General features: G+C 40.4%; 25 protein-coding genes and 1 riboswitch. Of the genes, 12 read left to right on the top strand and 13 right to left on the bottom strand.

Annotated elements, in window-relative coordinates; translation table 11 throughout:
• Position 1 precedes the first annotated feature (1 nt).
• On the bottom strand, positions 2-157 hold the full coding sequence (locus LC091_RS04535; RefSeq protein WP_226680646.1) for a DUF1540 domain-containing protein: 156 nt from the start codon (positions 155-157) through the stop codon (positions 2-4).
• A gap of 186 nt (positions 158-343) precedes the next feature.
• On the opposite strand from LC091_RS04535, the gene LC091_RS04530 reads away from it, so the two are divergent.
• Complete coding sequence (locus LC091_RS04530; protein WP_010195229.1) at positions 344-628, top strand: DUF2325 domain-containing protein; 285 nt, start codon at positions 344-346, stop codon at positions 626-628.
• 28 nt (positions 629-656) lie between these two features.
• On the opposite strand, the gene LC091_RS04525 is transcribed toward LC091_RS04530, so the two are convergent.
• Both LC091_RS04525 and LC091_RS04520 read right to left on the bottom strand, forming a co-directional pair.
• A complete protein-coding gene (locus LC091_RS04525; protein ID WP_226680644.1) occupies positions 657-1,685 on the bottom strand; it encodes a cytochrome d ubiquinol oxidase subunit II in 1,029 nt (342 codons plus the stop codon).
• 14 nt (positions 1,686-1,699) lie between these two features.
• Complete coding sequence (locus LC091_RS04520; protein WP_226680642.1) at positions 1,700-3,052, bottom strand: cytochrome ubiquinol oxidase subunit I; 1,353 nt, start codon at positions 3,050-3,052, stop codon at positions 1,700-1,702.
• Positions 3,053-3,304: 252 nt separating this feature from the next.
• Here LC091_RS04520 and LC091_RS04515 point away from each other — a divergent pair, with 252 nt between their 5' ends.
• Positions 3,305-4,270, top strand: coding sequence for a CobW family GTP-binding protein (locus LC091_RS04515; protein WP_226680641.1), 966 nt, complete (start codon positions 3,305-3,307; stop codon positions 4,268-4,270).
• A gap of 48 nt (positions 4,271-4,318) precedes the next feature.
• On the opposite strand, the gene LC091_RS04510 is transcribed toward LC091_RS04515, so the two are convergent.
• Both LC091_RS04510 and LC091_RS04505 read right to left on the bottom strand, forming a co-directional pair.
• Positions 4,319-5,443 carry a metal ABC transporter solute-binding protein, Zn/Mn family gene (locus LC091_RS04510; RefSeq protein ID WP_226680639.1) on the bottom strand — a complete coding sequence of 375 codons (1,125 nt, stop codon included), beginning with the start codon at positions 5,441-5,443 and terminating at the stop codon, positions 4,319-4,321.
• Positions 5,444-5,535: 92 nt separating this feature from the next.
• Positions 5,536-6,720: a GTP-binding protein gene (locus LC091_RS04505; RefSeq protein WP_226680638.1), complete on the bottom strand. Its 1,185-nt coding sequence runs from the start codon at positions 6,718-6,720 to the stop codon at positions 5,536-5,538.
• A gap of 168 nt (positions 6,721-6,888) precedes the next feature.
• On the opposite strand from LC091_RS04505, the gene LC091_RS04500 reads away from it, so the two are divergent.
• Positions 6,889-7,455: a beta-class carbonic anhydrase gene (locus tag LC091_RS04500; protein WP_226680636.1), complete on the top strand. Its 567-nt coding sequence runs from the start codon at positions 6,889-6,891 to the stop codon at positions 7,453-7,455.
• Here LC091_RS04500 and yidD read toward each other — a convergent pair.
• Positions 7,452-7,679 (bottom strand): membrane protein insertion efficiency factor YidD, encoded by a 228-nt coding sequence (yidD, locus tag LC091_RS04495; protein ID WP_226680634.1) that lies wholly within the window; start codon positions 7,677-7,679, stop codon positions 7,452-7,454. The two genes, LC091_RS04500 and yidD, sit on opposite strands and share 4 nt — an antisense overlap.
• 139 nt (positions 7,680-7,818) lie before the next feature.
• Here yidD and LC091_RS04490 point away from each other — a divergent pair, with 139 nt between their 5' ends.
• Positions 7,819-8,292 carry an S-ribosylhomocysteine lyase gene (locus LC091_RS04490; protein WP_010195244.1) on the top strand — a complete coding sequence of 158 codons (474 nt, stop codon included), beginning with the start codon at positions 7,819-7,821 and terminating at the stop codon, positions 8,290-8,292.
• Between the two features lie 32 nt (positions 8,293-8,324).
• Here the strand turns inward: LC091_RS04490 and LC091_RS04485 are convergent, their stop codons facing one another.
• Positions 8,325-9,497 (bottom strand): FAD-dependent oxidoreductase, encoded by a 1,173-nt coding sequence (locus LC091_RS04485; RefSeq protein ID WP_226680632.1) that lies wholly within the window; start codon positions 9,495-9,497, stop codon positions 8,325-8,327.
• A 225-nt stretch (positions 9,498-9,722) separates the two neighbouring features.
• Between LC091_RS04485 and LC091_RS04480 the strand changes: the two genes are divergently transcribed.
• Together LC091_RS04480 and LC091_RS04475 are read left to right on the top strand one after the other, a co-directional pair.
• Positions 9,723-10,733 (top strand): permease, encoded by a 1,011-nt coding sequence (locus LC091_RS04480; protein ID WP_010195251.1) that lies wholly within the window; start codon positions 9,723-9,725, stop codon positions 10,731-10,733.
• A gap of 18 nt (positions 10,734-10,751) precedes the next feature.
• Positions 10,752-11,756 (top strand): TIGR03943 family putative permease subunit, encoded by a 1,005-nt coding sequence (locus tag LC091_RS04475; protein WP_226680630.1) that lies wholly within the window; start codon positions 10,752-10,754, stop codon positions 11,754-11,756.
• Positions 11,757-11,883: 127 nt separating this feature from the next.
• On the opposite strand, the gene ytzI is transcribed toward LC091_RS04475, so the two are convergent.
• Positions 11,884-12,039: a YtzI protein gene (gene ytzI / locus LC091_RS04470; RefSeq protein WP_226680629.1), complete on the bottom strand. Its 156-nt coding sequence runs from the start codon at positions 12,037-12,039 to the stop codon at positions 11,884-11,886.
• Positions 12,040-12,198: 159 nt separating this feature from the next.
• Between ytzI and LC091_RS04465 the strand changes: the two genes are divergently transcribed.
• Positions 12,199-12,639, top strand: a complete 441-nt coding sequence (locus LC091_RS04465; protein ID WP_226680627.1) for a Dps family protein — start codon at positions 12,199-12,201, stop codon at positions 12,637-12,639.
• 64 nt (positions 12,640-12,703) lie between these two features.
• Here the strand turns inward: LC091_RS04465 and LC091_RS04460 are convergent, their stop codons facing one another.
• On the bottom strand, positions 12,704-12,940 hold the full coding sequence (locus tag LC091_RS04460) for a hypothetical protein (protein WP_226680626.1): 237 nt from the start codon (positions 12,938-12,940) through the stop codon (positions 12,704-12,706).
• Between the two features lie 147 nt (positions 12,941-13,087).
• On the opposite strand from LC091_RS04460, the gene LC091_RS04455 reads away from it, so the two are divergent.
• The 3 genes from LC091_RS04455 (at position 13,088) to ytkD (ending at position 14,459) form a co-directional block, all read left to right on the top strand.
• Positions 13,088-13,486, top strand: coding sequence for a phage holin family protein (locus tag LC091_RS04455; RefSeq protein WP_226680624.1), 399 nt, complete (start codon positions 13,088-13,090; stop codon positions 13,484-13,486).
• Positions 13,487-13,559: 73 nt separating this feature from the next.
• Positions 13,560-13,880 (top strand): hypothetical protein, encoded by a 321-nt coding sequence (locus LC091_RS04450; RefSeq protein WP_060666887.1) that lies wholly within the window; start codon positions 13,560-13,562, stop codon positions 13,878-13,880.
• 105 nt (positions 13,881-13,985) lie between these two features.
• Positions 13,986-14,459 carry an RNA deprotection pyrophosphohydrolase gene (gene ytkD, locus LC091_RS04445; protein ID WP_226680623.1) on the top strand — a complete coding sequence of 158 codons (474 nt, stop codon included), beginning with the start codon at positions 13,986-13,988 and terminating at the stop codon, positions 14,457-14,459.
• A 17-nt stretch (positions 14,460-14,476) separates the two neighbouring features.
• Here ytkD and LC091_RS04440 read toward each other — a convergent pair whose 3' ends face one another.
• Genes LC091_RS04440 through LC091_RS04430 form a run of 3 tightly spaced genes read right to left on the bottom strand, consistent with a single transcriptional unit; the run spans position 14,477 to position 17,047 of the window.
• Positions 14,477-15,283, bottom strand: coding sequence for an ABC transporter permease (locus LC091_RS04440; protein WP_226680621.1), 807 nt, complete (start codon positions 15,281-15,283; stop codon positions 14,477-14,479).
• Complete coding sequence (locus LC091_RS04435) at positions 15,261-16,040, bottom strand: ABC transporter ATP-binding protein (protein WP_226680619.1); 780 nt, start codon at positions 16,038-16,040, stop codon at positions 15,261-15,263. The genes LC091_RS04440 and LC091_RS04435 overlap by 23 nt, the downstream gene beginning before the upstream one ends.
• A gap of 11 nt (positions 16,041-16,051) precedes the next feature.
• Positions 16,052-17,047: an ABC transporter substrate-binding protein gene (locus LC091_RS04430; RefSeq protein WP_226680618.1), complete on the bottom strand. Its 996-nt coding sequence runs from the start codon at positions 17,045-17,047 to the stop codon at positions 16,052-16,054.
• An 81-nt stretch (positions 17,048-17,128) separates the two neighbouring features.
• Here LC091_RS04430 and LC091_RS04425 point away from each other — a divergent pair, with 81 nt between their 5' ends.
• Positions 17,129-17,941 carry an alpha/beta hydrolase family protein gene (locus LC091_RS04425; protein WP_226680616.1) on the top strand — a complete coding sequence of 271 codons (813 nt, stop codon included), beginning with the start codon at positions 17,129-17,131 and terminating at the stop codon, positions 17,939-17,941.
• Between the two features lie 656 nt (positions 17,942-18,597).
• On the opposite strand, the gene pckA is transcribed toward LC091_RS04425, so the two are convergent.
• Positions 18,598-20,184, bottom strand: a complete 1,587-nt coding sequence (gene pckA, locus LC091_RS04420; protein ID WP_226680683.1) for a phosphoenolpyruvate carboxykinase (ATP) — start codon at positions 20,182-20,184, stop codon at positions 18,598-18,600.
• 409 nt (positions 20,185-20,593) lie between these two features.
• Positions 20,594-20,760, top strand: a riboswitch (SAM riboswitch).
• 177 nt (positions 20,761-20,937) lie between these two features.
• Between pckA and metK the strand changes: the two genes are divergently transcribed.
• Entirely contained in the window at positions 20,938-22,137 is a 1,200-nt protein-coding gene (metK, locus tag LC091_RS04415) for a methionine adenosyltransferase (RefSeq protein ID WP_148987974.1), read from the top strand.
• The last annotated feature ends 19 nt before the right edge of the window (positions 22,138-22,156 follow it).

Raw genomic sequence — 22,156 nt, 5'->3', positions numbered from 1 at the left:
TTTAATGAGTAGGTTTGAAGGTTTTACAGTCAGTATCCTTCGAGTCATGGGCAGTGTTCCCTTTATGGCTCACCACATAGATAGCATCAGCTTGACAAAGGTTACCTTGTCCCCAATAGTTACAGTTTTCCACTTCACATAATACTTCTTTTGCCATGTTAACGTCCTCCTTTTTTGTACAGAAGATACGTTTCTATTGTTAGCCATAAAAAAAATTTCATACTTCATTATAAAAATTAGGTATATTTTATAATTTTATTGACAAAGAGAATCATTCTCAATTATTATAAAGTTATAAAAGAGAACTATTCTCAATTAAATGATGGAAAGGAAGTAGAATAATATGGCTTCATTAATGGTAGTTGGCGCAGATCATCTAGGGAACATTCAAGAAAAACTTGTCACACAAGGATTTGAAAATGTCTTACATATTGACGGAAGAAAGGTGCAAGTAGTGAAAAGAAGCATTCCTGAGCATATTGATATTATTTTGGTACTTACTGATTACATCAACCACAATCTTGCTAAAGTGATCAAGCAAAAGGCAAAAGAGAGTAACAAGCCTGTTTTCTACTGTAAACGTTCATGGAGTTCTATTCAGAAAGTACTATGTAATTTTTCAAAATAAAAAAAAAGTCAGGAACACTCTCCTGACCTTAATTTTCGCTTTTGATGTATTTTTCGTCCTTCATAAACAACCGCCAGAAGTAGATAAATCCTGGAAATAAAATGATAAACCCGACAATATAGGTGATGAAAAGCGCCCTAAAGGAAGCAGGGTCGGTAAATCCGTTTTGGATTGTGACATTTGGATAGATGATATAGGGAAGATGTGCTCGTCCGTATGCGTAACTTGCCAACGCATACTGGATAAAAGCAGATACAACACCTAATCTCGGTAGACCGGTCCATCCATTTTTTCCTGGAATCACAAGAGCAACGCCTGTCACGACAAACATACCAGCAGAAATGAATAACCATACAATATAGTCCATCATGCCATTAAAAAGCCATGTTGCTTCATATCGCATCGTAATCATGATTAATAACGCGCCCAATAATGAAACTGGTCCTAATATTAGGGCATCTCTTCTATAAATAGCATACGCATGCCTGTCATTTGCGACTTTAGAAAAGTCCGCAAGCAACAAAGAGGATAAGAACAATGTACTGCTAATTGCAAAAAGGATAAAGGAGAGGGCGTGCGGGCTTGTCAGTAGACGGCCAAGCATTAACGTGTCCACCCCGTCAATATTATCCACAAACCCACCATGTGTAATTGGCAAAACAAGTATTAAAAACGCTGGGATAATAAAACCGCTTATTCCTGATACGTAGGTTAAAGGTTTATGGTAATCATCCACGATATGAGAGAACACAAGAAACCCGCTTCGTACTGCCAGCAAAAGCAGAATAATGCTTCCCGGTATTAGTAGGATGGTCCCTAGCGTATAGGCAGCACTTGGAAAGAAACTGTATATAGCGACCACAACTGCTACAACAAATACATTCGTAACTTCCCAAGTTGGCGATAAATACCGGTTAGCAATATTGGTTGCATTTGTTTTTTCATTCTTAATATAGAGCATCGACCAGAAACCTGCTCCGAAGTCCATCGTCGCCATAACGGCATAAATAAATATGAAGCCCCATAGGACGGTAATTGCCAATATTACATCTGTCATGAAGGTAATCCTCCTTATGCTTGAACCCCGTTAGAAGATGGGGGAATATCGTTCAACTCGTCCTCAACCGGATGTCGCTTAAAGTAATAGCGAAGAACTAATACTACTGCTACTCCGAGAAGTACATAAATCCCTGCAAAGGCGATAAATAATGCGGCAAGATTTTGGTTTCCTGTTACAGCATCCTCCGTTAACATCACTCGGTAAATCACCCATGGTTGTCTTCCTGTACAAGCAAAAATCCATCCAAATTCAATAGCCATCATCGAAAGAGGACCTGCTGCTACAAAGAGCCACATTAGCCATTTTGGATAGGTGGTTTTTTTGAGAATCTTGCTCCAAAAGAACCCAAATAAAGATAGCATGATCAACAGTGAACCAATTCCAACCATTGCATTAAAAAGAGTATGAACAAATAACGGTGGCCAATATTCTTCTGGGAAATCATCGAGGCCGACCACAACTGTGTCAAAACGATCATCAGCTAAAAAACTCAAAGCCCAAGGTACTTCAATGCCCCATTTAACTTCCTTTGTTTCCCGGTCGGTGAATCCTCCAACTGCAAGAGGGGCATGAGACTGGGTTTCAAAAAGTCCTTCTGCTGCAGCTAATTTTTCCGGTTGGTATTGATGCAAAAGTTGCGCAGATTCATGGCCGTTAATGGCCGTCATAAACGAAAAGATTCCCCCCACTACAAGCCCCATGATCAAAGCTTTACGGTGAAATTTATAAACTCGCTCATCATGTTTATTACGTAACATTTTATAAGCTGCAACAGAAGCAATGACAAAGGCGCCGGTCATAAACGCGGATACCGCCACATGTGCTGCTGTCACGACGAAACTAGGATTGAAAAAAGCGGCCCAAGGGTCGACATCGACAATCTGGCCATTTTCAATTCGGAAGCCAGCCGGTGTTCCTTCAAACGCATGGACATTTGTAATGAGAACTGCAGATGCTGCCGCACCAATCGTAACAAGTGTCACACTCAAAATCCGCATCCACGGTGAAATGCGGTCTGCAGCATACACATATATGGATATAAATAATGCTTCAATGAAAAACGCATATATTTCAATTTGAAAAGGGAGAGCCATGACCTTACCGATGACCTCCATAAAACCAGGCCACAATAGAGAAAGCTGTACCCCTGCGATTGTACCTGTAGGGATTGCGACACCTAACAGCACCGCTTTTGCTTTCGTCCATCTTTTTGCCATAATTGCATACTCACGGTTCCCCGTTTTTTGATACATTAATTCGGCAATTAAAATCATTAACGGAATCCCAACGCCAAGTGTTGCAAATATAATATGAAACCCCATCGTTGTTCCAAACAATGACCGTGCAATTACTACATCTTCCATTTTGGTTACGTCCCTTCAAGCTATTATATAAAGTTAGAGTCCACAATTTTCCACAAAATATGCATAATTTACTAGAGAAAAAATGCCTCTCGCAAATATCTAAAAGGGGGAATGAATTTTGTTGAAAGATAACAGAATTATAGATAAAATAAAAACGTAATGGTTACGATTTGTTTTGAGTTTGTTTGCTTTTAAAGCAATTGTATAATGGGTAATAAAATAATAAGTAGAAACGTTAGGAGTGCTAAAAAGATGTCCAAAAAAGTACCAGTTTACGTTATAAGCGGATTTTTGGGAAGTGGAAAAACGACCGTACTTTTACATATGTTAGAACACTTTAAACAAGAGGAATTAAAGCCGGGAATCATTCTAAATGAACTCGGTGATGAAAATGTGGAAGATCATCTCTTTCAGGGAGAGAGAGTAGTGGAACTTCTGAATGGCTGCATCTGTTGTACCATTCAGGATGATTTGAAGTCAACGCTCGATCAATATGTAGGTGAAAAAGTGGACGTTTTAATCATTGAGGGAACTGGTGTTGCAAACCCACTTGAAATTAAAGATGTCTTGTTGACACCATTTTATATGGAACATTTCGAGTTGCAGTCCATGATCAGCCTTGTAGATGCCAGCCATTATCTAGAGTATCAAAGCTTTTTCAACAGTTCTAAAGAAATACGAGGCTTATTGAAAGAACAAGTCACTTCGGCTCATTTGTTGGTGTTGAATAAAATGGACCTTGTCTCCGAAAAAGAGTTAATCAAAGTAGAGTCCAAGCTTGCGGATGAACTAGAGGACCATATACCTGTATATCGGACGAGCTATGGTGAGGTGCCATTGGAGATACTTTTGGAAAAGAGAATGCAAATGAGAGAAGTGAGGGTGGAGAAGCATGGGGAAGGGGCTGGACATGATCACGAAAGTCACCACCATCACCATCACCATCACATCGAAGCTGTCAAAGTATCGTTTTCTGAGCCGGTGAATCGAGTAGTGCTTGAGAAACAATTGAAGAAGCTATCTAAACAGGTAGTAAGATCTAAAGGAATTGTGCGGCTGGATGAAACTCCTGGCTTGTATGAGTTTCAATATGCTGCATCAACTTTAATATTGAACAAAATCGAGAAAACCGACGGAAACCCTTCTATCATACTAATAGGAAAAGATATTGATGATAGGAAAGTGGAGCAGTTTTGTGAAGCGTTGAGGAAGAAGTAGGCAAAATAGAGAGGCAGCCAATTGTAGGCTGCCTCTTCCCATTTATATTTAATTCAACGCTTTCTTCAACGTCTCTAAGTTTTGACGCATCAAGCTGAAGTAATCTTCTTCATTTTTAACGTCTTCTTCTGTTGCTGCTTCTAAGTTATGCAATACCAAAGCTTCTGCTTTAATTTCTTTCTTTACCACTTCAGCAATCTGGCCACTGATGTTCTGATCAAAAATAACATATTGGATTTCATTTTCTTTTGCAGTGTTAATGATTTCAGTCAGTTGTTTCTGTGATGGTTCTTGCGTTGGAGATAAGCCAGTCACACTGATTTGCTCCAACCCATAGCGGTTCTCCCAGTAACCGTATGCTGCATGGGAAACTAAAATCTTATTTGTTTTCCCACTATCTACTGTTTCTTTGAATTCTGAATCTAATTTTTCCAGGTCACTTTTCAACGTTTCAAAATTAGCTTCGAAATCTTCTTTTGCTTCCGGTTTTAATTCAACAAGTGCGTTTTTGATATTTTCAGCAAGTGTGATAGAAAGTGAAGGATCTAACCATACATGAGGGTCTCCATCAGTGTGATCGTGCTCTTCATGTCCTTCTTCTTCCTCATGCTCATGATTGTGTTCTTCTTCATGAGCTTCTTCTTCATGAGCCTCTTCCTCATGTTCATGATCGTGATCTTCTTCATGAGCTTCTCCTTCATGCTCATGATCGTGATCTTCTTCATGCTCGTGATCGTGAGCTTCATCTTCACTATCGTGATTGTGCTCTTCTTCATGAGATTCATTTTCATGTCCATGTTCCTCTTCATTATGAAGATCAATTCTGTCTCCAGCCGCAACAATTGTGACATCTTCGCTTTCCAGCACGCCTTTAGCCTTATCCGCAAACCCTTCAGCACCTACTCCTGTATAGATAAAAGCATCAGCAGAAGCCATTTCGCTCATTGTTTTAGTAGATGGCTCGAAAGTATGTGCGTCTGCACCAGCAGGAAACACAGACTTCACATCAACATGGTCGCCACCAATTTTCTTTGTAAAGTCCTCCAAAGGGAAGATGGTCGTATATATGGTCAATTTTTCATTGCCGTCAGAAGCCTGATTATCTGAATTACATCCAACTAGGAATGTAAAAGATACTAGCATCATTGCGATAAAAATAGATTTAGTCTTCATTGTTTTCTCCTCTCGTTTTGTATCCCAACACATTATATCGTAACAGTTACGATTTGAGAACTGAAAAGGTAAATGTTATAAAATTTTTACAATTACTCTACGATAAAAGCGGGAACAGGATCGGCAAGCTTAGACCAGTCCTCATTCATTTCTTTTTCAGTTAAAAGACAGGTGTCAAGTGAGCGTTCAATCTGAGTTTGTTCCATTTCAATACCGATGAAGACTAACTCTGACATTCTGTCTCCATATGTTTCGTCCCATCTTTCCAATAATTCTGGTTCTTCTTCTAATGTTAGCTTTTTCTCTTCTTCGCTGTAACTTGCGATCCATTCTCCAGCACCTTGAATCATAATAGAGGCACCAGCTTGTGAAATCAACCCGGCCATATCATTCCTAGAAGCAAGCCAGAAAAATCCTTTGGCACGGACAATTTCGTTAGGCCAATTATCTAGCCATACTTTAAATCTCTCAGGATGAAACGGCTTCCTGCGGCGATAAACGAAAGAAGATATGCCGTATTCTTCAGTTTCGGGGGTATGCTCTTCGTTCAGTTCTTTAATCCAACCTGCAGCTTGGCTGGCTTTCTCAAAGTCGAACAGCCCTGTGTTCAAAATAGCTTCCAACTCCACTTGGCTGTTTACTGTTTGAATTATTCTCGCATCTGGGTTCAACTTTTTTAACAATGCCTCTAATTCCACTACATATTCTGGTTCTAGTAAATCAGTTTTATTTAATAATAGAATATCTGCAAATTCAATTTGGTCAATTAATAGGTCGGAAATTTCACGGGTATCTGTTTCATCTGTTCCCTGTTTGCGATCTAGCAGACTTTCTCCTGATTGATAGTCATCATAAAAGCGGAAACCATCGACTACGGTAATCATCGCATCCAAGCGACACTTTTCTGTGAGATCGATATCGAACTCCTCATCTAAGTAAGTAAAAGTTTGGGCAACAGGAATTGGCTCACTGATTCCTGAAGACTCAATAACGATATAGTCAATGTTCCCTTCATCAACAAGGCGCTCGACTTCCTTCATGAGGTCTTCTCGCAATGTACAGCATATACAGCCGTTTTGCATTTCTATCAACTTTTCTTCCGTTCTAGAAAATCCGCCTTGTTGGATGAGTGCGGCATCTACATTCACTTCACTCATATCGTTAACGATTACAGCAATTTTCAAACCTTGTCTATTAGATAAAATGTGGTTTAACAGTGTGGTTTTTCCGGCACCAAGGTAACCGCTTAATACTGTTACAGGTATCTTCTTTTTCATAAAATATGTACTTCCTTTCTCGTTTAAAGCGTAACCTTTACGATTTACATTTAAAATAGTACTAAAATCCTGATAAGAAAACAAGCTATTTTTATTGTCATTTTGGTTTGAGTTTGTCATATTGAAAGAAGGGAATCTAAACTATTATTCAGAAAGAGGGAAAAAAAGATGAAATTACTGGATGAAATTTTAGAACATAATACGGAGTTTGTTGAAAAAGAGGAGTATATTCAATATCAGACGACTAAATTTCCTGATAAAAAATTAGTTGTCCTGTCTTGCATGGATACAAGGCTGATGGATTTGTTGCCAAAGGCGATGAACCTGAAACATGGAGATATGAAGATTGTTAAGAATGCAGGAGCGATTGTATCACATCCGTTTGGAAGCATTATGAGAAGTATCTTAGTTGCAGTTTTTGAGCTTAATGCAGATGAAGTATTGGTTGTTGGCCATCATGATTGCGGAATGGGGAAAATCAATCCTGAAGGCATGCGTGAAAAGATGGAAGCAAGAGGAGTAACGAAAGAAACGATTGATGACTTGAAGTATGCGGGTATTGATGTACAAGGTTTCTTAAAAGGGTTCGATAGTGTAGAAGAAAGCGTCAGTGAGAGTGTAGAAATGATTGCAAACCATCCACTAATGCCAGAAGGAGTACCTGTGCATGGACTAGTAATTGACCCTCACACAGGTAAATTGGATCTTGTTGTTAATGGGTATGAACATAATTAATTTTTGTCTTTCTTTTCAGGAACATAATCTATGCCGCCAGGATGAAATGGCTGGCATTTAAGAATTCTTTTAATCGTAAGCCATCCACCCTTGATTGCTCCAAAACGTTCAATTGCTTCCATCCCATATTGGGAACACGTGGGATAAAATCGGCAGGTCGGCGGGGTTAGTGGGGAAATGAATTTTCTATAAAAACGAATGATGGATAAAAAAATATGTTTCATTTATTGTCACCTCAAGTAAATTATAATCGAAAGTTTGTAAAACCAAAAATACATTAAATTCGTATAAATCAGATGAATTTAATTGGAATTGAATCTGTGTTATACTGTAATTAACTTTTAGATAAGGGAGAGTGCAATTATGCCTTCAGTAGAAAGTTTTGAACTAGATCATAATGCGGTTAAAGCTCCTTATGTTCGTCATTGTGGAGTACACAAAGTAGGAACAGACGGCGTTGTTAATAAATATGATATTCGTTTTTGCCAACCAAACAAACAAGCGATGAAGCCAGATGCTATTCACACATTGGAGCATTTATTGGCATTCAACATTCGCACACATGCGGAAAAGTACAGTCATTTCGATATTATCGACATTTCTCCAATGGGCTGCCAAACTGGTTACTACCTAGTGGTAAGTGGAGAGCCGACAGTGGATGAAATTGTGGATTTGATGGAAGACACGTTAAAAGATGGTATCCAAGTAGAAGAAATTCCAGCTTCAAACGAAAAGCAGTGCGGTCAAGCAAAGCTTCATGACCTTGAAGGTGCGAAGCGTTTGATGAAGTTCTGGTTAGAGCAGGATAAAGAAGACTTGAAAAAAGTATTTGGATAAAAGGAAAGGATGACTCTTGAGGTCATCCTTTTTTAAGTGGAAGATATGATGTTAGCCGCTACTCTTGCTCCTGATATATTTCGGGCAATCGGACCAACCTCAAGTTCTGCTAGTGCTCCACTTACATAGAGATTTGGTGCCCATTCTAACATGTGGTTAACGATGGGATATCCGCACTTTGCACATGGTAGGTTCTCTTGTTTTATGACAGGTTCGAGCCATTCCTTGCCTGGAAGACCTTGCTCAAACCCTGTAGCCAGAAGAATGGAGCTACCTTTAATAGATGTTTTATTGTCTAATAACAACTGTGTCGTGTTGGAATCTATCATATAATCTATTACGGTTCCATCTCTCATGCTCAACTTTTTTGTTCGGACTAAATGGCTAAGCTTGTTTCTCAATTCTGCAGGGATGGAGCCTTTATGCCTTGCAAATCTTATGGCATTACGCCTTTGTTCATAATCTTTTAATTTGATAAAAGGCTGTCGCTTTTTTGGACCAAGCCATTCAGGATTACTGTCAAAATCGTGGATTCTAAAAGAATGACGCTTTAACATGGTCACTTCGCCTGGAAACAAAGAAGCGAGTTTGATTGCTAGATGTGTGGCAGTTATCCCACCGCCGATAACAACAAACGGACCACCCTGCTTTTCAAATGGAGGAAGTTCTTTGTCAAAGACATGATATAAGGATTTTGAACTTTCCTCCTTTAAACGAATAGCCCATTCAGAGAGATGCAACTGATCACTGATTCCAATGGCGATTACGACTTTTTCGGTTTTTAACACTTCTCCATTTTGAAGATACACATTCCAATACCCATCTGCCTTTTCTACATGACGCACCTTTGAAGGAATATAAGCTTGTTGAATATCTAAATCACCGATTAGGTGATCACAGTGGTCATTGAACATATGCAAGGATGGCCTTTTATATCTACCATAAAAGTCTGTGTTAGGTTGATATTTATGTTCTTTTTTGGAGAAAGTTTGCAAGCTAAATGGTTCTGTATCTAAATGATGAACAGAGGGCGATCTCAGGTACGGCATGGAAATGGTGGAAGTACATCTTTTCCAATTTTCCAATGGCTTAGGATTTGGGTCAATGATTCTTAATTGATTTATAGTGGTTTTATTCTTTTTTAATAAAAAGGTGGCAACGGTTAAACCTTGGATGCCTCCACCAATGATAACCCATTGATGCATAGTGAACACTCCTCTTTGTTTGCAAATAGTAATCATTACGATTATTGGTATTACAAATAGTATAGGAATATTCATGAGGAATCAAGAAGAAAACACTTCATAACCTTTCCAAACTTTTCTATCATACTGTTAATAGATTAGACATATATTGCTAGTAACAAAGATAAAGCTTTGAAAGTTTGATATGTTATAATACAAAATAGAAAATATGATAGGAGTAGAAGAATGAGGAAAAGCAGTAGTCTTTTGAAGGATTTGATTGGGCTTGCTTTGATTGGAGTTTTCCTATACCTATTCTTTTTTATAGACTTCAAGGAAATCTCGCTTGATATTCCAAGCTCATGGCTGAATGTAAATACGATTTTCCTTAGTATTGTCATTGAAGCCATACCGTTTATTTTACTGGGTGTATTCGCCTCTGCATTGATTCAAACATTTGTCTCAGAGGAAAAAATAAAAAAATATTTGCCTAAAAGTCCCATTGGTGCGATTATTCCGGCAGCGTTACTTGGAGTCATTCTACCAATCTGTGAATGTGCGATTATTCCGGTTGTTCGCAGATTAATTAAAAAAGGGATGCCGCTTCATGTTGGGGTGGTATTGCTTGTGGGGGCGCCAATCCTTAACCCGGTAGTTGTAGCTTCTACATACTTTGCCTTTAACGGGGACCCTACCATTTTATATGGTAGATTTGGACTTGCCTTTATTTTGTGTATTGTCATCGGTTTTCTGATGTTGTTGCTTTTTGATAATAAAAATCAACTGCGCTGGACGAAAAGCGAACTGCAGGGTAGACAAGACTTAGAGCTTGAGCAGCCTGCACTTCAGCAGAATAAATGGAAAGCAACATTTTATCATGCAAGTGATGAGTTTTTTGACATGGGAAAATACTTGATCGCCGGTGCGTTTATTGCGAGTTTATTCCAAACGTTCCTTGACCGCAGTGTATTGATGGCGCTTGGACAAAATGAAGTGTTGTCGCCAGCAGTCATGATGGCTTTTGCATTTGTTCTCTCACTTTGTTCGGAAGCAGATGCTTTTGTAGCTGCATCCTTTGGTTCAACTTTTACCGTAGGATCATTGTTAGCATTTATGGTTTATGGACCGATGTTAGACTTGAAAAATACTTTTATGCTTTTTGCTTATTTCCGTACGAAATTTGTACTTGTATTTATGGCAGTTGTGACGATTGTTGTGTTCGCCGCCATACTTATTTTCCAGCAGCTTGTGCTGTAGGAGAGAGGATGATAATAGATGGAAAGCAATCGTGATTATGGATTCCACATCTACTTGCGTGGAATTATATTGCTAGGATTTACTCTTTTGTTCTTTAAACTTTTAGTCACCGGAAATATAACAAACTTCATTGCTCCACGAATGATGCCGTTCATGTATTTTGCAGCAGGGACTTTGTTTATTCTTGGAATTGTGCAGATATGGCGCAGTGGCTCAAAGAATAAAGAAGAACTTGTTTGTAATTGTGGATTTGACCATGGCGAGTCTTCCACGCCCATTCAATCAATCTTGATTTATTCGATGTTTGTGTTGCCCGTTGTGACAGGATTTATGTTCCCAGAAAACATTTTGGACAGCTCGATTATTGATAAGCGAGGATTTACGAATTCCAAGATGATTGTGGAACAACGTGAGCAGGCGGGTGCGTTTGACGGTCCGTCTGTCGGTGGGGAAGGTGCTAGCGGGGAATCCGATACTGACACATCTAGAGCGGAAGCTTACTTGGATGATCCGGAAGGGTATATGGAAGGTCAGGAAAATGGGCAACCGACCATTGATGAACAGTTAGCGGATGCACCTTTAGAGCATCCGGAAGGGTTTGAATTGCAGGAACCTCCAGAAGGATATTATGAAGAGCTGAAGGCTGAAATGCTTAAGATGGATACCATTGTCGTCGATGATGAAAGATATATTCCGATGATGAATATCATAGATATGAGCATTGATGAATTTGTTGGTAAGAAAATTGAAATGGTTGGTTTTGTATACCGTGAAGCGGACTTTACGGAGAATCAGTTTGTTGTCGCACGTTTTGGATTGTCTTGCTGTGTAGCGGATGCCAGTGTTTATGGGACATTGTCCAATATGAGCGGGGCAGGGGACCTTCAGAATGATGACTGGGTGAAAGTGAGTGGAACCCTGACCACCACCCAATACAACAACTGGACCCTTCCATATGTTGAAATAGACACACTAGAAAAGGTAGAGCAACCAGATTCACCTTATATCTACGAATACTACTAACTGAGACATACAAACAATAATAGAGAAGACAATAAACCCCCTGAGCTCATCGCTCAGGGGGTTTCGACGTTATGTGCAAAACTCCTTTAGGGGTCTGACCCCTTTTTAAAATTTTTTTAAAACTTCTTTATTTCTTCTCCTCTTCAGCAGGATCCGTGTCGTTTTTGGTTGCTTCGATTGGGTCTATGGTGTGTTCGTATTTGTATGCTTTGTTGGTGGAGAGTAGGGTTAGGAAAAGCACGACTAATACGATGATGATGCAGATGATTAGGATGGTCATCATGGTGGTGAACACCTCCGAATAAATTAATTTTCATTATATATCATTATTACCTTCGAACAAAAACATATCAAGGCATAAGTCCATTGTTTAGGGGGAATCTAAAAGGGGTAAAAAGTCTATATATTATGTTGAAATATTTGAAGGAGGTCATTTAGCAATATGTCTAAACAATTAACGGATGTAGTAAATAAGCAAGTAGCAAACTGGAGTGTTCTTTTTATTAAGTTACATAATTATCATTGGTTTGTAAAAGGACCGGAGTTTTTCACACTTCATGAGAAGTTTGAAGAATTGTACGGGGAGGCTGCGACACATATTGATGAATTGGCAGAACGCCTACTAGCAATTGAGGGAACTCCAGTTGGAACGATGAAAGAAATCCTAGAGATAGCTACTATCCATGAAGCGGAAGGAAAAGAAACGGCAGAGCAGATGGTACAATCCATTGCGAGTGATTTCTCCACCCTGATTGAAGAGTTAAAAGAAGGCATGGAGATTGCGGACCAAGTGGGAGATGAAACCACTGGAGACATGCTTCTAGCTATCCACCAGAGCGTGGAGAAACACAATTGGATGCTGCATGCATTCTTAGGTAAATAAAACAAATAGCCTGGTGTTAGGACTAGTACGGAGTCCTGGCATCAGGCTATTTTAATGAGACAAGTTAATGAAGCAGGCCCTCGTCCCCGTCACCTCCACTTATCAATAATTCCTTCACCTGTTCCATCACCAATTCCGCTACCACTTGATGAAGATCTTCATCTGATAATTCCGCTATAAGATCGATGCATTGCTCCCGTGTAAAACTGTTAACGATCGAATATGCCACTGCATCAATATCTTCATCATCCCTAATCCATTTTTTATGATATTTGTTTACGAACGTCTCAAATGTTTTCATATTTTTTCTATCTCCTCTAGTAAAATAATGATTAGTTTCCTCCAATTTAATCAGTTCATACACAAAACTCTACTATTTCGTAACGGGAAGTTAGCAATTTGCATACAATGCAATATAGAAAAAATGAATGTGTAGGGGGGATTTGTCATGGACAAGTACAACTTAATCTATCTTGGATCTGTATCATTTGTGGGATCTATGGCTTCGTTTTTGTACGGAGGCTTCAGCTCACTATTGATGTTTTTAATTATGTTTGTCGTCGTAGATTATTTAACAGGAATTATGGCTGCATATGTGGAAAAACGGTTGTCAAGCCGAGTGGGTTTTAAGGGGATTGCACAAAAGGTATTTATTTTTGCATTGGTAAGCATTGCCCACGTGTTGGACATTATTTTAGGTACTAATCTGATAAAAGATGTTACGATTTTATTTTATTTAGTGAATGAATTTATTTCCATTATGGAAAATGCATCACGATTGGGTGTGCCGATTCCAAACATCTTAAAAAAGGTTATCGATGCCATTAAGAAAAAGGCGGATCCGTAACAGCTGAAGCTAAAAGAATAAAGAATAGATTTTGTGTGAAAATAAGAGAAGATATTGGAAAGGGTGAAGATACATGGAGCGTAAAACATACTACATTTCACTGGCAGAGGGTTCAATTTCACAAGTGAGTACAGCATCTTCTTGGGATTATCAAATACAGGCAACAGATGATGAAATAACGCATTTAAGGGAAATATTTGATCAAAATTATTCTTCTGATTGGCAAGGTTTTTGGCGGGCCCACATACCGTATGTACAATATCATTTTGACAAAACAAATGATGCATATGATAACGGATTGCAACAGGCGTTCAAAATGATTTATGAACTTGGTGATGAAGCAACAAAAGCTCATATTAAAGATCAGGGTCTTATGGATGATCTAATTGAATAGAAGTTTTTTTAGAATGATGGTCTAAATAGGGTACTTGACTCTCACATTTTCGATGCTACTATGATAAGATAAATAAGAAAAAAGAGATATTGGAGTTTCGATAGTATGTATGAGTTTGAAGATATTTATAACAACCGAGTGATGTTATCCTTTGAAGACCATCCTTTTTCTCGAGACCCCAAACACGTTTGGGTAATTTGCCGTTACCAAAATCAGTGGCTTTTGACCAGTCATAAAAACAGGGGAATGGAGTTTCCAGGCGGAAAAGTGGAAGATGGGGAGACTGCCGATCAAGGTGCAATCAGGGAAGTAAAGGAAGAAACAGGCGGACATGTGTCCCAGTTGAAATACATAGGTCAGTATAAAGTAGATGGAAGAGAAAAAGTCATTATTAAGAATGTTTATTTTGCCGTAATTGATAAGTTAGAAAAGCAGTCTACATACTTTGAAACGAATGGGCCTGTCCTAATGAACGAGATACCAGGAAACATAAAAAAAGATAATCGATATAGTTTCATTATGAAAGATGATGTTCTTACACATTGTCTCGATAAAATAAAGAGGAGCAACTCCATTTGAGGAGTTGCTCTTTCTGTTTACGTATGTTTGACTAGCTTTTTTTCAAGGTATTCGACTAATTGATACATGATAGTCGCAAACACCGCGATAATCAGTAAGCTCAATAGGACGAGAGTGAAATTGAACACTTGGAAGCCATAAATGATCATATAGCCAAGGCCTTTGGAGCTGACCAAAAATTCCCCGACAATGACTCCAACCCAAGCCAAACCAACGTTCACCTTAAGGGTGGAAATAATAGTAGGATACGACGCTGGGAGGACTGCTTGCTGAAATAGTTGCCTGCGGGTTGCTCCGAAGGTTCTCAGCACTTTTAGATAATTATCATCTACTTCCTTAAACGCGGTGTAGACGACAATGGTTGTGATGATAACCGAAATGATGGCTCCCATTGTGATAATCGATCCCATATTTGGGCCTATAGCTACAATCAAAATAGGGCCAAGGGCGACTTTAGGCATTGCATTGAGAATGACTAGATAAGGCTCAAGCACTCTGGAAATCATCGGCGACCACCAGAGGATGGCAGCCATAATTGTTCCAATCAGTGTTCCAAGAATAAATCCGAAGATGGTTTCGGTTACGGTGATGCTGATATTGGAAAGCAAAGTACCATCTTTTATTTTATCCATGAACAGATTCCAGATTCGGCTTGGATAGCTGAACAGTAACGGATTGATCCAGCTGTTTTTACCGGCGAGCTCCCAAGCGGAAAAAAAGACGATGAAGATAACCAGCTGATACAGCCTTACCTGATAGGTCACCTTTTTACGCTGTTTTAAATAGCCTTGATGAAGGAAATCAATGTTCGCTTTCTTGTTCAAGTTGCTCCAGCTCCTTCCAAATCTTTTGGAACAAGGAGGAGAAATCCGGATGCTGCCTTGCTTCAAATGGAATCATATTTCTTAACTCTTCCGGGACAATAAAAGTTTTCGCCAAGCGACCAGGATTCGCTTTTAAGAGAAAGATTCGGTCACTCATCGCGATGGCTTCCCCGATATCATGGGTGACAAGCAACGCAGTTTTTTTAAAAGACTTGAGTGTAGTGAAAACTAAATCCTCAAGCTTTAGCTTCGTCTGGTAGTCTAGGGCTGAAAATGGTTCGTCCAGAAGTAGGAGTTGAGGGTCGGTGGCAAGCGTTCGGACAAGTGCTGCGCGTTGCCTCATTCCACCTGACAGTTGAGAAGGATATAATTTTTCCACGTCCGGCAGTCCCATTTCTTTTAACAGTTGCAGGGTCCTTTGAATATTAGGTTTTGTTCGTTTATCTGCAATTTTCAACCCAAGCAGTACATTCTCCTCAATGGTCTTCCATGGGAAAAGATAATCCTGCTGAAGCATATAGCCGATGTCCGCTACGCAGTCCTTGGAAGGTTTGTTGCCTAAAAGTACAGAACCCTCTGTTGGTTTTAGCAGGCCTGCAACGATGGATAGAAGTGTCGTCTTCCCACAGCCGCTAGGGCCGAGGAAGGAGATAAACTCCCCTTCCTCGATGGAGATAGAGATATCTTCTAAAACTTTTGTAGCCCGTTCTGGTGTGAAATAGATGTGTTCTATATTATTGATTGATAATAAACTCATCGTTCATCATCCTATTCTTCCATTACCTCTTCTGCAATGGTTGTATTTACTAACGTGCCGTATTCCACGTATTGCGGAAGTTCCCCGGCTGTATCCATGATGTTTTGAAGGTTATCCCACTCTTCTTGATCAAGGATTGGGTCAGTGGCGAAAGAGCCTTGACTCTTATAGCGGTCCACAACGGTTTCGATTAATTCTACCGATGTATCCTCAAAGTATGGCAGGATAACTTTGGCAGTCTCAGATGCTGGGTTGTTTTCCACCCATTGTTGTGCTTTGTAGAGCGCACGGGTGAATTTTTCTGCTGTCTCAGGATTCTCTTTTAGATAGCTTTCTTTTGCCATAAAGGTCGTATATGGCAGGTGGCCCGACTCTTCTCCAAAGGAAGCAACGATGTATCCGATGCCTTCTTCTTCAAAAATACTTGCTTGAGGCTCGAATAGCTGTACGAATTCACCTGTGCCGGAAGCGAAGGCACTAGGAATGTTGGCAAAGTCGACGTTTTGGATGAGATTCAAATCATTTTGCGGGTCTATGCCGTGTTTTTTAAGTACGAACTCCCCAGCCATTTGAGGCATGCCTCCTTTACGCTGCCCAAGGAATGTACTGCCTTTTAAATCTTCCCACGTAAACTTATCCAATTTTTCTCTGGACACTAAAAAAGTTCCGTCTGTTTGTGTCAGTTGGGCAAAGTTGATAATTGGGTCATTGGAGCCTTGTGCATACACATAAATGGATGTCTCAGAACCCACCAATGCCACATCAGCACCATCAGCCAATAATGTGGTCATCGTTTTGTCTCCACCCCAAGTCGTGGTCAATTCCACTTCCAATCCTTCTTCTTCAAAAAATCCTTTTTCAATCGCAACATATTGGGGAGCATAAAAAATAGATCGGGTAACTTCGGCAATCCGAACCTTTTCTGTTTTGCCGCCACCGCATGCTGCAAGGGCAGCAATTAAAGTAAAAGATAATAAAATGCTTAATGCTATTCTTAAACCTTTCATGTTCTACCTCCTCAGAAATTGTGGGCATATGCTTTGTATGTTTTTATAGATTAGCGTATGATTTGGGCTAAATATGTGTGAATGCCTAGTGCGTCAAAAGGGGGCAATATTTTGCAAGACGGTCTGATTGTTGAAAAAACTCCATATCCATCACCAAGTCCGCATATAAATGTCTTTACGGTCACCTATTTTAGCGATGGCTTGAAGGTGAAGGGGCTGCTTGCTGAACCGAAAGCGGAAGGGAATTATGATGGGTTTTTATATCTAAGAGGCGGCATAAAAAATGTCGGACAGGTTCGTGTCGGTCGAATTGTTCAATTTGCCTCAGAAGGCTTTGTGGTGATGGCGCCATTTTACCGTGGAAATCAAGGTGGCGAGGGAAATGAGGACTTTGCAGGAGATGACAGGGAGGATGCATTTTCTGCTTTGAAGCTGTTAGCAGGCCATGAAAAAGTGAAGGCAGATCGCATTCATGTGTTCGGTTTCTCTCGTGGCGGTGTGATGGCCCTGATGACAGGAATTGAGTTTCCTGAAGTTTGTTCGGTTGTATCCTGGGGCGGAGTGTCTGATATGTTTCTGACTTACGAGGAAAGAGTAGATTTGCGCCGGATGATGAAGCGGGTAATTGGAGGGACTCCAAATAAGTATCCAGAACGGTATGAATGGAGGACACCCTTACTGGAGCTTGAGCGACTGGATGCACCTATATTGATTATTCATGGGGAACAGGACAAAAACGTTTCTATTGAGCATTCTTATAGATTGGAAAAGTGTGCGAAGGAGATGGGTAAGAAGGTAGAGGCGTGGTATTATCCTGAGTACACGCATTATTTTCCGCCTAGGGAGAATCGCAGGATAGTGGAACGGTTGACGAGGTGGATGAAGGATCAGTGACTGATAGGGGGAGGCTTCTCAACGCCCGAACCGGATTGCTAAAGGGAAAACGGTAACAGAGGAGGCTTCTCAACGCCCGAACCGCCATGCGAAAGGGGAAAACGGTAACAGAGGGGGCTTCTCAACGCCCGAACCGCCATGTGAAAGGGAAAAACGGTAACAGAGGGGGCTTCTCAACGCCCGAACCGCCATGCGAAAGGGAAAACGGTAACAGAGGGGGCTTCTCAACGCCCGAACCGCCATGCGAAAAAGAAAAACGGTAACAGAGGAAGCTTCTCAACGCCCGAACCGCCATGTGAAAGGGGAAAACGGTAACAGAGGGGGCTTCTCAACGCCCGAACCGCCATGTGAAAGGGAAAAACGGTAACAGAGGAAGCTTCTCAACGCCCGAACCGCCATGTGAAAGGGGAAAACGGTAACAGAGGGGGCTTCTCAACGCCCGAACCGGATTGCGGAAAGGGAAAACGTTAACAGAGACAAATTCCTATACGCCCGAACGCCTGTAATAAAGAGAGAAACGGTCAAATAGAACGGTTCTATATGCTCAAACACCGACTAAAAACATGAAAAGAGTCAAAAAAGGGGGCTCTAAACGTCCCCCAGAAACCAAAAAGCCAACCAAGGCTCTCAAAGCCTTGGTTGGCCTAAAACAATTATTACACCGTAGGTCCGCCTAACTCTAGGACTTCCGCAGGTACATTTTCAAATTTCTTGAAGTTCATTTTGAACTTTCCAGCTAGCTCGCGTGCAAACTGGTCGTATTTTTCTTCGTTATGCCATGTTTTCTTTGGTTGTAACACTTCGTCAGGAACACCAGGAACGTGTACTGGAATGGAAACGCCGAAGTATGGGTCTGTTTCCACTTCCACATTTGTCAAGTCACCTTCAAGTGCCGCCTGTACCATTGCTCTTGTGTAAGAAAGCTTCATGCGGTTTCCAACGCCGTATTCCCCGCCAGTCCAGCCTGTGTTAACAAGGTAAACCTGTACGTTATGTTCATCAATTTTCTTCCCAAGCATTTCTGCATAAGTGGTAGCAGGAAGTGGCAGGAATGGGGAACCGAAGCAAGTTGAGAAAGTTGCCTGTGGTGATGTGATTCCGCGCTCTGTACCTGCAAGTTTACTTGTGTAACCACTTAAGAAGTGGAACATCGCTTGTTCTTTAGAAAGCTTAGAGATTGGAGGCAATACGCCTGTTGCATCTGCTGTTAAAAAGACGATCGTATTTGGGTGACCGGCAATGCTAGGTTGAACGATATTGTCCATTGCATCCAATGAATAAGCTGCACGTGTATTTTCAGTTAACGTTGAATTCTCATAGTCAGCAATTCTGGATTGACCGTCAATGACTACATTTTCAAGGACGGAGCCAAAACGAATCGCATCAAAGATTTGTGGTTCTTTTTCACGAGTCAAGCCGATGCATTTAGCATAGCAACCGCCTTCAATGTTAAATACTCCTGTGTTAGACCAGCCGTGCTCATCGTCACCGATAAGTTTGCGGTTAGGGTCAGCAGAAAGCGTCGTTTTACCTGTGCCGGAAAGTCCGAAGAATAGTGCAACATCGCCTTCGCGGCCCACGTTTGCCGAGCAGTGCATTGGCATGATGCCGTTTTCCGGTAGAAGATAATTCATCACAGAAAAAATGGACTTTTTCATTTCCCCTGCATATTCTGTACCACCGATTAGTACAATGCGTTTGCTAAAGGAGATAATGATGAATGCTTCTGAATTTGTTCCATCTACAGCAGGATCCGCTTTGAAGTTTGGAGCAGAAACAATGCTGAATGCGGTTTCATGTTTAGCCAATTGCTCTTCGTTTGGCTTAATGAATAATTGTTGTGCAAAAAGGTTGTGCCATGCGAATTCGTTTATTACCTGGATTGGCAATTGATATTTTTCATCTGCGCCTGCAAATCCCTTAAATACGAATACTTCTTCTTTGTTTTCTAAGTAAGTGAGAACCTTGTTATATAGGCGATCAAATACATCTTCAGAGATAGGAGCGTTGACGGATCCCCAGTCAATTTTATCTCTGCTGATTTCTTCTTCTACAATAAATTTATCTTTAGGGGAGCGACCCGTGTATTTGCCAGTCGTTGCGAGTACTGCACCAGTTGAGGTCAGGCAGCCTTCGTTACGGTTTAATATCTTTTCTACCAATTGAGGAACAGACAGTTGAACATGTGTGTTGCTTCCGTAAATTAATTTTGTTAACCCATTATCAATCCCAACCGTTTTCATCATGGATAACTCTCCTTCAATTATGTGATTTACTTAATTATTTTTCTCATCTGTTAAAAAGTATAACACATTAAACTTAATAGTCCATACTAATTAGCTTATTTTATGAAAAATAATAGAATTTCGTTAACGTTTTGTGAAAAAGAGGCTCATCCAAGTGGAAAAGCTTCTATTGCCCATGTGAAAGCGTTACCAATTTTATGCTTGTCCACGTTAATTTTTTCTTTAACGCCCTATCTCATTATAAACCCTGACATGCAGAAGTAAAAGGAAATGATAAGGTGATTTCTAAAGATAAAATATCTATATATAAGGAAGCAATTATTTCCTGTAAATTGATGTCGAATTATTTCTCTTTTTTGTTGACATGAAAGGTTTTAGTGCGCTAATATAGAACCTTGAACGGATACTCTTATTCCGAGCTGGTGGAGGGACAGGCCCTATGAAACCCAGCAACCTGCTCAAAGGATGAGCGAGCGCGAAAAAGCACGCCGCTGTTTTGTATTAGGCCATAGTATTGGTCGCTTGAGAAAAGGTGCTAAACCTGAGCAAGGCTATGACCTTGACCGATAAGAGTGAAAGGCTAATTCTCGACATCAAACCTTTCCTCAATTTTGTGGGAAGGTTTTTTCTATTTTTACACAAGATAACATAGAACATCACAATAGGAACTGAGATCCGTATCAAATATAACTGCTGTACGTGAAGAGAAGTCAAACGCTTTTCATAAACAAAAAGGAGGAACTTTTTTTAATGACTAAACAACGTCGTTTATTTACTTCTGAGTCCGTAACGGAAGGGCACCCAGATAAAATTTGTGACCAAATTTCCGATTCTATCCTGGATGCAATCCTAACAAATGATCCGAATGCACGTGTAGCGTGTGAAACATCCGTTACTACTGGATTGGTATTGGTAGCTGGAGAAATTACAACTTCCACTTATGTAGATATCCCTAAAATCGTTCGTGAAACAATCCAAGGCATCGGTTATACTCGTGCAAAATACGGTTTTGATGCGGAAACTTGTGCAGTACTTACTTCCATCGATGAGCAGTCTGCTGACATCGCAATGGGTGTTGACCAAGCTCTAGAAGCTCGTGAAGGTCAAATGTCAGATGCAGAAATCGAAGCAATCGGAGCTGGAGACCAAGGTCTAATGTTCGGATTTGCTTGTAATGAAACAAAAGAATTAATGCCGTTACCTATTTCACTGGCACACAAACTTTCTCGTCGTTTAACAGAAGTAAGAAAAGATGAGGTTCTTCCTTACTTACGTCCAGACGGTAAAACGCAAGTGACAGTAGAATATGATGAGAATGACCAACCAGTTCGTATTGACACAATCGTAATCTCTACTCAGCACCACCCAGAGGTTTCCTTGGAGCGTATTCAACGCAACATCAAGGAATATGTAATCAAGCCGGTAGTTCCTGCTGAATTGATTGACGAGAACACAAAATACTTCATCAACCCGACTGGCCGTTTCGTAATCGGTGGACCACAAGGGGATGCAGGTCTTACAGGACGTAAGATCATCGTAGACACTTACGGTGGTTACGCTCGCCACGGTGGTGGAGCATTCTCCGGTAAAGATGCAACAAAAGTAGACCGTTCTGGTGCATATGCTGCACGTTATGTGGCTAAGAACATCGTAGCTAGCGGACTTGCTGACAAGTGTGAAGTTCAATTGGCTTACGCGATTGGTGTTGCTCAACCAGTATCCATTGCAGTGGATACTTTCGGAACTGGTAAAGTTTCTGAAGAGAAATTAGTTGAATTGGTACGCAACAACTTCGACCTTCGTCCAGCAGGAATCATTAAAATGCTAGACCTTCGTCGTCCTATCTACAAGCAAACTGCAGCTTACGGCCACTTCGGTCGTAATGATCTGGATCTTCCTTGGGAGCAAACAGACAAGGCAGATGCTTTGAAAGAGCAAGCGAACGCTTAATATATTTTATAAAAAAACC

It is taken from the genome of Sutcliffiella horikoshii, assembly GCF_020524325.1.
In the GTDB taxonomy this organism is placed as follows: Bacteria; Bacillota; Bacilli; order Bacillales; family Bacillaceae_I; genus Sutcliffiella_A; species Sutcliffiella_A horikoshii_D.
The sequence above is the reverse complement of the archived record's forward strand: the minus strand, read 5'-3'. Positions and strand labels throughout refer to the sequence as shown.